Consider the following 11,506-nt stretch of genomic DNA (forward strand, 5'->3'; position numbering starts at 1 on the left):
GACGGCGTCGTCGCGTACGCCGCGCTGCGCGGGGACGGACCCCAGGCCGTGGACTCGTCCGCCGTCGTGCGGTCGCGGCAGCAGGTCGCGCCGGGGGCCGTCGAGGCCGACCTGCCCACGACGGTCGTCGAGCTCACCGCGGGCCCGTCCGACGGCGCCGCGGCGCGCCTCGCGCTCCCCGTGGAGGAGTGGCCCGGGCGCCGGAACGCGTTCCTCGTCGAGCAGGCGGAGGTCGTGAGGGGGTGGGAGGTCGAGCCGGGGCGCCAGACGTCGTCGCGGCGGCTTGAGCTCGTCGGGCGGCTGCCCGAGGGCACCGACCTGCGCGTCGGCGTCTCGCCCTACCTGTTGTACGACGCCCCGCTGCCGCCGGGCGTGCAGACGTCTGCCGACGGCGTGCGCGGCTGGGGGGGCGGAGCCACGATCGTCGGCGCGGGTCGCCGCACCACGCCTGCGGGGGAGCGGGACGTCCTCGAGGTCCGCGAAGGGCTGCGGCGCAAGGCCGACCCCTTCTCCGCGCTCCCGATGGCGCTCACGCCGTCCCCCGGGCCGCAGACCGGGCCGCTCGAGGCGGCCGTCGCCGGCGCTGCGCGTCGTGCGCTCGAGACCTGGCGCGAGACCGGAGCGCTGCCGCTCGACGCGGCGTCGGACGTGCTGCTGCGCCGTCCTCCGCGGCTCGTCGGGCCAGGTGTGCTGCCGCGTCCGGTCGGCGACGACCTCGTCGGCGCCGTCACCGCCGCCGTCGAGCGGCTCGACGGGTCGTACGTCGCGGTGCAGGGCCCACCCGGGACGGGCAAGACGTACGTCGGTTCGCACGTGATCGCGCGCCTCGTGGAGCGCGGGTGGCGGGTGGGGGTCGTCGCGCAGTCGCACGCCGTCGTCGAGAACATGCTGCGCGCCGTCGTCGAGAAGGCCGGCGTGCCGGCAGGCATCGTCGCGAAGAAGCTCTCGGGCGACGGGCCGTCGCCCACCGCCGTGTGCGCGGAGCTCGACGGCGGCGCGCTCTCGACGTTCGCGACGGAGCCGGGCCCGCGCGTCGTCGGAGGCACCGCGTGGGACTTCTCGGCCGAGCGGCTCCCCGAGGGCACGCTCGACCTCCTCGTCGTCGACGAGGCGGGGCAGTTCTCGCTCGCCGCGACGGTCGCCGTCGCCCGCGCCGCGCGGAACCTCCTGCTGCTCGGCGACCCGCAGCAGCTGCCCCAGGTGAGCCAGGGCACCCACCCGGAGCCCGTCGACCGGTCCGCGCTCGGCTGGCTCGCCGACGGTCACCGCGTCCTCCCCGACGAGCTCGGGTACTTCCTGGCCCGCACGTGGCGCCTGCACCCGCGGCTCGCGGCGGCGGTCTCGACCCTCTCCTACGAGGACCGGCTGGGCGCTCAGCCTGTCGCCGCGCAGCGCCTGCTCGACGGTGTGCCGCCCGGGATCGAGCAGGTGCTCGTCGAGCACGCGGGCAACGGTGTCCGGTCCCGCGAGGAGGCGGCCGAGGTCGTCCGGCAGGTCGAGCGCCTCGTCGGGCGGTCGTGGACCACGTCGGTCGACGGGAGCGAGGTGGTCCGACCGCTCGGTCAGGCGGACGTCCTCGTCGTCGCCGCCTACAACGCGCAGGTCTGGGCCGTCCGGTCGGCGCTCGCCGCCGCCGGGTATCCGGACGTCCAGGTCGGGACCGTCGACCGCTTCCAGGGCAAGGAGGCGGTGGTCGTCGTCGTGACCCTCGCCGCGTCGTCCGCACGGGACGCCTCGCGCGGCCTCGGCTTCCTGCTCTCGCGGCACCGGATCAACGTCGCCGTGTCACGGGCGCAGTGGGCGGCGGTCGTCGTCCGGTCGCCCGCGCTCACGGACTACGCGCCGAGCACGCCCCGAGGGCTCGAGGAGCTGGGAGCGTTCCTCGGGCTGGGCGCCGCCCCGCCCGTCGTCGTCGACGAGCAGGGCGGTCCGGACCTCTAGAACTCGCCGAACCCGCCGCCGAAGTCGTCGAACCCGCCGCCGAAGTCCCCGAAGCCGCCGTCACCGCCCGGGTCGGCACCGGCACCAGGGTCGGCGCCGGACGCCTCGACGGCGCCCGCGTCGCCGGCACCGGCGTCGCCACCGTCGCCCGCGCCCGGGTCCTCGCCACCCGACGCCGCAGCGGCGTCCTCCGCGACCGGCTGCGAGGGGTCGCCGAACGCGGGTCCGAACATCGCGTTCGCGACGGCCGAGCCGATGACGACGCCCGCGACGGTCCCGAGCAGGCTCGAGCCGACCATCGAGCCGAACCCCGGCGCTCCGCCGGTCCGGCCGGCGAACGAGCGCTCCAGGGTGCCCGGCTGACGCATCTCGGCGCGCGTCGCCATGCGTGCGAGGTCCTGGGGCGTGTCGGTGAGGGCGCGCTCCGCGGGCGGCACGGCCGCGCCGAGCTCGGCGAGGACCTGGCTCCGCTGCTGGGGCGTGAGCCGTGCGAACGCCTCCGCGTGCGCCTGCTCGACGGCGTCCGGCGGCGCCGTGCGGAGCATGTACCGGTACCGGTCGATCGCGACCTGGTCCGGCGTGCGCGGCGCACCCGGCACACCCGGCGCAGCCGGCGCGGCGTCGTCGGGCGTGCCGTAGGCGGGACCGCCCGGGGGGTACTGCGTGGGGTATCGGTCCGGCTGCTGCGAGGGCGAGCCGTAGCCGCCCTGGGCGGAGGGGCCGCCCTGCGCGTCGCGCGGCTCGCGGCCGAGAAGTCGGTCGAGGAATCCCATGTTCGTCCTCCGGGGTCGTCGTCGGCGGGCGTCCACCCACCACTCGGGGAACGAGCACGGGGCGCGACCGGTTCCTCGACCCTGCCGAGCCCAGGGTTGCCGGTCACCAGGGCCGGTCCGTGCCGCACGACCCGGGTTTCGGCGCGACCGGCCTGGCCCGGGCGCACGAGTGCCCCCCGACCCGGAGGTCGAGGGGCACTCGTCAGATCAGTTCACGCAGCCTGACGGCCGCGGGAGATCAGATCGCGCGGATGTTCTCCGCCTGCGGGCCCTTCGGGCCCTGCGTGACGTCGAACTCGACACGCTGGTTCTCCTCCAGCGTGCGGAAGCCCTGCGACTGGATCGCGGAGTAGTGCGCGAACACGTCGGCCGAGCCGTCCTCGGGGGCGATGAAGCCGTAGCCCTTCTCGCTGTTGAACCACTTCACGGTTCCGGTAGCCATGGTTACTCCTTCAAGAGTGTCAACCTTCACCCCCCACGGTCGCGGGGGCGTACATCACAGGTGTTCGTCGTCAACTCTTGGGGTAACAAGGTCCGCCGGGGCTCCACCCGAGGGTGTCACCTCAGCGCGAGGACAAGCGAGGCACTGCAATCTCGCGCACAACCGTACAGCCTTCGTCCGATCCTGGCTATGGATCTGGAGACTTCTCGTGAGAGAGTCCCCGGGCCGCGCGTCGGCTCGTCTCCGAGGCGTCGACCGGAGCTCGACGACCGGTACGACACGCCTCCGTTCGACCTCGCCCCGGGGCCTCACCAGCGGCTTCGCCCGCTCCCGCAGCACCGGATCGAGCGGAGACCGGGCCCGTCCCGAGCGCACCGCGTGGTCGTCGCCGAGGCGAGCGCCGCCGTCGGGAGCGAGCGTGCGCGGCCGCGTGCGCCCCCGGTCCCGGAGACCGCGACGGTGCGCGGACCGGCCAGCGGGAGTGCCGCCGCGTCGGTGCCGCGCCGATCGCTCCGCCGCACGGGCGGGCTCCGGTCGCTGCCCGACGATGGCTGGTACCGCCGTACCAGCACCGGTCCGAACAGAGACCTGCGCGTTACGAGTCGGTAACAACTGGTAGCCGTCCGTGAAACCCGACGCGCCTAGGTTCGCCGCACCCAGGTACGCGGAGAGCGCCCCCTCCCGCGGATTTGCCGGGCCGGAGGTCCCTGCCGCAGCGCGGGGACCTCCGGGTGGCGGTCCGCAGGCGGGTTTCGACTGTCGGTGACCTGTGTCACTATTCAGCACGCTATTCAGTGTTGAACTCAGCGATCGACCGTGGAGGCGTGCGGCTCACGCCACCTCCGCGGGGATCTGGACCACGGAGGTTGGCATGCATCGCACAGCACGACGGGCGAGCGGGGGTGCTGCCCTGCTCCTCGCGGCCACCCTCGTCCTGACCGCCTGCGGACCCCAGTCCCAGGGCGGCGACGACGAGACGACCGAGACCTCGACGGAGACCAGCGACGCGGACTCCGGGGAGCTCGGCATCGTCCCCTCCGTGCAGATCGACATCGAGGGCGCGGAGGTCGAGGCCGAGGCGGGTGGAGACGCCGTCGACCCGGCCGGCGACGGCAGCGCGGAGTGCGCGGAGGGCACCGCGATCGCGATGGCCGGGGCCCTCACGGGACCGAACGCCGCGCTCGGTCTCAACATCCAGTACGGCGCCCAGGTCGCCGTCGACGCGTTCAACGAGGCGAACCCGGGCTGCCAGGTGGAGCTCAAGCCGTTCGACACCGAGGGCGACCCGCAGAAGGCGACGCAGGTCGCACCGCAGATCGTCGGCGACGAGAGCGTCATCGGGCTCCTCGGCCCGGCCTTCTCGGGTGAGACGGCCGCGACGGGCGACGTGTTCAACCAGGCCGGCCTGCTGTCCCTCACGGCGTCGGCCACGAACCCCGACCTCACGGCCAACGGCTGGACCAACTTCTTCCGCGGCCTCGCGAACGACGCCGTGCAGGGTCCGTCGGTCGCGAAGTACCTGGTGAACACCCAGGAGTTCGCGAGCGTCTGCGTCGTGGCGGACAACTCCGACTACGGCATCGGCCTCGCCGAGCAGATCACGACCGGTCTCGGCGACGCGGCGAACCCGGACTGCGCCGCCGAGGTGAAGACCGGTGACAAGGACTTCTCCGCAGCGGTCCAGATCATCGCGGGCGCCGACGCGGACGCGGTGTTCTACGCGGGCTACTACGCGGAGGCGGCACCGTTCGTGCAGGGCCTGCGCGACGGCGGGGTGGACCTCCCGTTCGTCTCGGCGGACGGCACGAACGACCCGCAGTTCGTCGAGCAGGCGGGCGCCGCGTCCGAGGGCGCGATCCTCTCGTGCCCGTGCGGTCCCGCGCCCGACGACTTCGCGGCGACGTACGAGGAGTCGGCCGGCCAGGCGCCGGGCGTCTACTCGGTCGAGGGCTACGACCTCGCCACGATCATGCTGACCGGCATCGCGTCGGGCGTCACCGACCGCGCCGCGATGATCGACTACGTCGCGAACTACTCCGGTGAGGGCCTCGCCCGCAACTACGAGTGGGACGACATGGGCGAGCTCGCCTCCGCCCTCATCTGGATCTACGAGGTCCAGTAGTCCGACGACGACGGGCGCCTCGCCCCGCACCCCGCCACCTGCGGGGCCCAGCGGGCGGGGCGCCCCGTCGTGGACCACGACCTCGCACGATCCGAGCCAGAATCCAGGGAGCGTCATGCCCGCTCTTGCCGACGCGCTGCTCGCCAGCGCGACCGCCGGTCCCCTCGTCCACCAGTCGCTCATCGACTTCGACCTCGCTGCCCTCGGCCGCAACTTCTGGGGCCTCACCATCGAGGGCCTCACGTACGGCGCGATCTACGCGCTCGTCGCCGTCGGCTACACGCTCGTCTACGGCGTGCTGCGGCTCATCAACTTCGCCCACTCCGAGGTCTTCATGCTCGGGATGTTCGGGCAGTACGCGACCCTCCTGCTGCTCGGCTTCTACCCGAGCGGCGACGCGTACGACAAGGGCATCGCGCTCACCGTGCTCTACCTCGGGATCGCGATGCTCGGCGGCATGCTCGTCGCGGGCGGCACGGCCGTCGGGCTCGAGCGCGTCGCGTACCGACCGCTGCGCAAGCGCGGCGCACCCTCGCTCGTGTTCCTCATCACGGCGATCGGCATGTCGTTCATCCTCCAGGAGTTCGTGCACTTCGTGCTGCCGAAGCTCACGGGCGGCACGCTCGGCGGCGTCAACGCGGAGCAGCCCATCCGGCTCGTGCAGCCGGAGGTGCAGTTCACCATCGGCGGCGCTCCCGTCACGAACATCACGCTGGTGATCATCCTGTCGGCGCTCGTCCTCGCGCTGGCGACGGACATGTTCATCAACCGGACGAAGTTCGGGCGCGGCATCCGCGCCGTCGCGCAGGACCCGGTCACCGCGACCCTCATGGGCGTCTCGCGCGAGCGCGTCATCATGCTGACGTTCCTCATCGGCGGCATCCTCGCGGGTGCCGCGGCGCTGCTCTACACGCTGCGCGTGCCGAACGGGATCATCTACTCCGGCGGGTTCATCCTCGGCATCAAGGCCTTCTGCGCCGCGGTGCTCGGCGGGATCGGCAACCTGCGCGGCGCGCTGCTCGGCGGTCTGATCCTGGGCGTCATGGAGAACTACGGCCAGGTCGTGTTCGGCACGGAGTGGCGCGACGTCGTCGCCTTCGCCCTGCTGATCATCGTCCTGATGTTCCGCCCGACGGGCATCCTCGGGGAGTCGCTGGGGAGGGCCCGCGCATGAGCACGTCGACACCAGCACCGCAGCCCGGCGGCGGCGCGCCGGTCCAGCTGCCGCCCGCCGGGCGCACGGCGACCAAGGACCGCCCGCACGGCGGCGTCGGGGACAGCTTCCGCCTCTGGTGGGACGCGCTCCCGCGCCCCGCCCAGTGGGCGGCGGGCGTCCCGTTCCTGATCTTCATCGCGCTCGTGCCGATCCTCAACATCCCCGTGCTGACCACGGTGGGCACGAACTTCGGCGGCGTCATGGCGCAGTTCGGCATGATCGCGCTCATCGCGATCGGCCTGAACGTCGTCGTCGGTCAGGCGGGCCTGCTCGACCTCGGGTACGTCGGCTTCTACGCGATCGGCGCGTACACCGTCGCGATCCTCACGAGCCCGGACAGCCCGTGGAACCAGACGGACGAGTGGCTCGCGACCGAGTGGGCCTGGCTCGCCGCGCTCCCGATCGCCGTCGCGATCACGGCGATCTCCGGACTGATCCTCGGTTCGCCGACCCTGCGCCTGCGCGGTGACTACCTCGCGATCGTCACTCTCGGGTTCGGCGAGATCGTGCGCCTGCTCGCCGACAACCTCGACGAGCTGACGGGCGGTGGCCAGGGCCTGCGCGGCGTGGCCTACCCCCGGCTCGGCGTCACGGAGGACCTGCCCAACGGCGTCTTCTCCGCGGGCAACGCGAGCGGCACGCTCAACTCGGGCGTGTGGTGGTACTGGGTGAGCCTCGTCTTCATCGTCATCTCGCTGCTCTTCGTCGGGAACCTCGAGCGGTCGCGCGTCGGCCGCGCCTGGGTCGCGATCCGCGAGGACGAGGACGCGGCGGAGATCATGGGCGTCCCCACGTTCCGCTTCAAGCTGTGGGCGTTCATCATCGGCGCGTCGATCGGCGGCGTCGCGGGTGCGCTCTACGCGGGACAGGTCCAGTTCGTCATCCCGACGAACTTCAACGTCATCAACTCCGTGCTCTTCCTGTGCGCCGTCGTGCTCGGCGGCCAGGGCAACAAGCTCGGCGTCATCCTCGGCGCGTTCATCATCGTGTACCTGCCGAACTTCTTCCTCGGCCGGACCGAGATCTTCGGCATCCCGATCAACGGCAACGAGATCGCGAGCTACCGGTACCTGTTCTTCGGCATCGCGCTCGTGGTGCTGATGATCTTCCGGCCGCAGGGCCTGATCCCCGTCCGGCAGAAGCTGCTCACCTACGGCCGTGAGCTCTACGTGGCGGCACGCCGGCTGGCCCGTTCCGGGAACGGAGCCGGCGGCTCGGCACGCCCGGGCGCTCCGGCGTCCGCAGCGGCGTCGGGCACCGGTGGCACGACGAGCGGCACGGTGAGCGGCACGGCGACCACGAGCGGGGAGGAGACCCGATGAGCACCCACGACCCGGGCGGCATCGGGGCCGGTGGCGAGCACGGCGACGAGCACCTCGCCGCCTCCGGCCGCGCCGACTCCACCCGCCCCGACACGTACATGCCGGGCGCGGTCCTGGACGAGCCGGTCATCGTCGACGTCGAGTCCGTGCGACCCGAGCTGGCGGACCCCGAGCTCGTCGACGCGATGGTCGCGCCGGACCGCGCCGTCCAGGCGAAGATCGGCGAGCCGCTCCTGCAGATGGAGCACGTCACCGTCCAGTTCGGCGGCCTCGTCGCGCTCGACGACGTGACGTTCGACATCCGGCGCGGGGAGATCCTCGGTCTCATCGGCCCGAACGGCGCGGGCAAGACGACGGCGTTCAACGCGATGACGGGCGTGTACCGGCCCACCAAGGGCCAGGTCGTGTTCGACGGCGCTCCCCTCGGCGCGCTCAAGCGGTACCAGATCACGCAGCGCGGCATCGCCCGGACGTTCCAGAACATCCGGCTGTTCAACGAGATGACGGCGCTGGAGAACGTCGTGGTGGGCACGGACGCGCGGCACCGCACGTCGGTGCCGGGCGCGCTGTTCCGCTCACCGCGGCACCGCCGCGAGGAGCGTGACGCGATCGACCGCGGCATGGCGCTCCTCGAGTTCGTCGGGGTCGGCGGCCGGGCGACGGAGAAGGCGCGCAACCTCTCCTACGGCGACCAGCGCCGTCTGGAGATCGCCCGCGCGCTCGCCACGGAGCCGAAGCTGCTGTGCCTCGACGAGCCCGCGGCGGGCTTCAACCCGGCGGAGAAGGAGGCCCTCATGGACCTCATCCGCCACATCCGCGACGACGGCTATACGGTGCTGCTCATCGAGCACGACATGCGCCTCGTCCGCGGTGTCACGGACCGGATCGTCGTGCTCGAGTTCGGCCGGGTCATCGCGGACGGCACTCCCGACGAGGTGACGAGCGACCCGAAGGTCATCGCCGCCTACCTGGGGGTCCCGGACGAGGAGCTGGTCGGGGACGCCGCCACCACGGACGAAGGAGGCAGCGGCGATGCCACTGCTTGAGCTGCAGGACGTGACCGTCGCCTACGGGCGCATCGAGGCGGTCCGGGGGATCTCCATCACGGTCGAGGAGGGCGAGCTCGTCACGCTCATCGGCGCGAACGGCGCCGGGAAGACCACGACGATGCGCGCGATCTCGGGCATCCGGCCGGTCGCGCGCGGGCGGATCATCTTCGACGGCAAGGACATCACGCGCATGAAGGCGCACCTGCGCGTGCTCGAGGGCATCGTCCAGGCGCCGGAGGGTCGGGGCATCTTCCCGGGCATGACGGTGATCGAGAACCTCGAGATGGGCGCGTACTCCCGCACCTTCGCCACCAAGGCCGAGCACGACGAGACCCTCGACCGGGTGTTCGAGCTGTTCCCGCGCCTCGCGGAGCGCAAGGACCAGGTGGGTGGCACGATGTCCGGCGGCGAGCAGCAGATGCTCGCCATCGGGCGCGCCCTCATGGCGCGCCCGCGGCTGATGCTCCTCGACGAGCCGTCGATGGGCCTCGCCCCGATGGTGATCCAGCAGATCTTCCGGATCATCTCGGAGATCAACGCCCTGGGCACGACCGTCCTCCTCGTGGAGCAGAACGCCCAGCAGGCGCTCTCGCGGTCCCACCGCGCGTACGTCCTGGAGACGGGTGAGGTCGTCCGCGCCGGCGGCGGCAAGGAGCTCCTCGCGGACTCGAGCATCAAGGAGGCGTACCTGGGCGTCGCCTGACGTCCGCGAGCGACGGCGAGCGCGCCTACCATCGTCTCGTGCCCCTGCGACGCCGCGCGGCCGCTGCCGACCGCCACACGTTCGAGCTCGTCGACGACGGGTTCGACGACGAGCCCGACCTGGACGGGCCGTCGTCCGCCGGGTCTGCGGGGCGCGTCCACTGGACAGGTGGGACCGGCCCCGGCGTCCGGGCGCACGACGACGTCGACGCAGGCGCGATCCTCGACGGTCTCGCCGGAGACGACGGCAGGCGCTTCGGCGACGGCACGCAGGGCGACGACGGCACGTTCGGCGACGGCCCGGACGGACACGGCCCGGACGGACACGGCCCGGACGGCGACGGCCCGGACGGTGAGGCCGCGGAGCCGACGCCCCGGTCGCCCCGGCGCCGCCGTGCGGTCGTGGGCACCGCAGCGGCCGTCGTGCTCGTGCTCGGCGGGATGACGGCGGTCGACGCGGTCACGCAGCACCTCCAGACGGCGCGACTGCGCGACGCGCCCGGGGGTCTCGCACCGATCGGCGACGCGCCGCGCGTCGCGTGGGAGCTCGACATCGAGCTCGCGGGTCAGCCGCTCGGTGTGATGCCGGGTGCGCTCGTCGTGAACGACGGGAACGACGTCGTCGGGTACGACCTCGACACGGGCGAGGAGGCCTGGCGGACGACGTTCGACGGGCCGACGTCGTGCGGCACGCTCGCCCAGTGGTACTCCGCGGTCTCCGTGGACGTCGAGGAGTCGTCGACGTGCGTGCCGTCCTTCGACGTCGCGGTCTCCGTGGCGAGCCCGGCTGAGGACTGGGACCCGGTGCCCGTCGCGGTGCTCGCCGCTGACGGCACGATCGAGGCGGCCCGGGAGCTCGGCCCGCCCTCCGGGCCGGTCGACGGCGCAGGTCCTGGTGAGGAGGTCCGCTGGATCCGCCCGTCCGCGGGCCCCGACGGGACGCTGCTCTGGGTCGGCCGCATCGGTCCGGAGGCGGAGCAGCAGGGCGAGAGGGTGCCTGTCGACGAGTCCACCGGGTTCGTCCCGGTCTCCGGCGACCCGCCCGACGTCGCGCTCGCGCTCCAGGACGTGGCGAGCGGCGACCTCCGGTGGAGCGCGGCCGTCCCCGCCAGGATGCGTGACGAGGCGTCGTACGAGTGCGCCCAGTGGGGTGCCTCGGAGGGCAGCGGCGAGGAGGTCGCCACGGTCGACCTCGACCAGGCGTGGGGCTTCGGCACCCACCGAGCGGTGCACGTGCAGGGCTGCGGCGTCACGGCGTCGTTCACCGCCGACGGCGTGCGCACCGACGACCCGGCCGTCGTGGGTGACGTCACCTTCGCGCACGGCGACGGCTACCTGCGGGACCCGTCCGGCGGCTCGGTGATGTACGGCGGCTCGGGCCTGTACGACGAGTCGGGAGATCCGCTGCGGTCGGCGCTCCTCGCGGCGGACGGGTCGGTCGCCTGGGAGGCGCCGGGCCTGCTCGTGCCGCCGCTCGCGACCGACGGCCGGTCGGAGCTGCGCTTCGTCAAGACGGGTCTGACGATCGCCGCGTTCGACGGGTCGGGCGCCGAGCTGTGGGAGCCGGACACCGTGGGCACGCCCGAGCAGGTCCTCGTCGCGTCGGCCCCCGCCGTCCTCGTGTCGGTGCGGGGCGCGCTCGCGGCCCTCGACCCCGCGACGGGACGGACCCGGTGGAGCGTCGAACCGTCAGCGCTCGGCGGGTCGGGCTTCTCGTCCGGCTCGGTGATGCAGGCGTTCACCGACGGCCGTTCCGCGATCCTCGTCCTGAGCACCGCTGCGCCGTCGGCGGCCCTCGTCGCGATCGACCTCGCCGACGGCCGGGTGCTGTGGACCGAGGAGGGCTTGCCGGACGCGTGGTCGTACCTCAGCGTCGAGGGGCGCCTCGTGTCCGTCGGCGAGCGCTCGGTCGCACTGCTCCGCTGAGCGTCGCTCCGCT

At 73.0% G+C, this 11,506-nt stretch carries 9 protein-coding genes; 7 read left to right on the forward strand and 2 right to left on the reverse strand.

Annotation, left to right across the window (positions count from 1 at the left end; translation table 11 throughout):
• A partial coding sequence (locus NFS20_RS00005; RefSeq protein ID WP_251149710.1) for a DEAD/DEAH box helicase occupies positions 1–1,941 on the forward strand: 1,941 nt, incomplete at its 5' end.
• Here the strand turns inward: NFS20_RS00005 and NFS20_RS00010 are convergent.
• Complete coding sequence (locus NFS20_RS00010) at positions 1,938–2,714, reverse strand: hypothetical protein (protein ID WP_251149711.1); 777 nt, start codon at positions 2,712–2,714, stop codon at positions 1,938–1,940. The genes NFS20_RS00005 and NFS20_RS00010 overlap by 4 nt on opposite strands.
• Before the next feature lie 238 nt (positions 2,715–2,952).
• On the reverse strand, positions 2,953–3,156 hold the full coding sequence (cspE, locus tag NFS20_RS00015; RefSeq protein WP_047231069.1) for a transcription antiterminator/RNA stability regulator CspE: 204 nt from the start codon (positions 3,154–3,156) through the stop codon (positions 2,953–2,955).
• Between the two features lie 871 nt (positions 3,157–4,027).
• Here cspE and NFS20_RS00020 point away from each other — a divergent pair.
• From NFS20_RS00020 to NFS20_RS00045, 6 genes are all read left to right on the forward strand, one after another.
• Positions 4,028–5,278 carry a branched-chain amino acid ABC transporter substrate-binding protein gene (locus NFS20_RS00020; RefSeq protein ID WP_251149712.1) on the forward strand — a complete coding sequence of 417 codons (1,251 nt, stop codon included), beginning with the start codon at positions 4,028–4,030 and terminating at the stop codon, positions 5,276–5,278.
• Positions 5,279–5,393: 115 nt separating this feature from the next.
• A complete protein-coding gene (locus tag NFS20_RS00025; protein ID WP_251149713.1) occupies positions 5,394–6,452 on the forward strand; it encodes a branched-chain amino acid ABC transporter permease in 1,059 nt (352 codons plus the stop codon).
• On the forward strand, positions 6,449–7,816 hold the full coding sequence (locus tag NFS20_RS00030) for a branched-chain amino acid ABC transporter permease (RefSeq protein WP_251149714.1): 1,368 nt from the start codon (positions 6,449–6,451) through the stop codon (positions 7,814–7,816). The genes NFS20_RS00025 and NFS20_RS00030 overlap by 4 nt, the downstream gene beginning before the upstream one ends.
• A complete protein-coding gene (locus NFS20_RS00035; protein ID WP_463104280.1) occupies positions 7,813–8,862 on the forward strand; it encodes an ABC transporter ATP-binding protein in 1,050 nt (349 codons plus the stop codon). Before NFS20_RS00030 ends, NFS20_RS00035 begins: the two co-directional genes overlap by 4 nt.
• Positions 8,849–9,568 carry an ABC transporter ATP-binding protein gene (locus NFS20_RS00040; protein WP_251149715.1) on the forward strand — a complete coding sequence of 240 codons (720 nt, stop codon included), beginning with the start codon at positions 8,849–8,851 and terminating at the stop codon, positions 9,566–9,568. Before NFS20_RS00035 ends, NFS20_RS00040 begins: the two co-directional genes overlap by 14 nt.
• Positions 9,569–9,606: 38 nt before the next feature.
• The gene (locus tag NFS20_RS00045) at positions 9,607–11,493 is read left to right on the forward strand and encodes an outer membrane protein assembly factor BamB family protein (RefSeq protein WP_251149716.1); all 1,887 of its coding nucleotides are present in this window, start codon (positions 9,607–9,609) and stop codon (positions 11,491–11,493) included.
• Positions 11,494–11,506: the final 13 nt, after the last annotated feature.

It is taken from the genome of Cellulosimicrobium sp. Marseille-Q4280, from assembly GCF_943181405.1.
Classification (GTDB): domain Bacteria; phylum Actinomycetota; class Actinomycetes; order Actinomycetales; family Cellulomonadaceae; genus Cellulosimicrobium.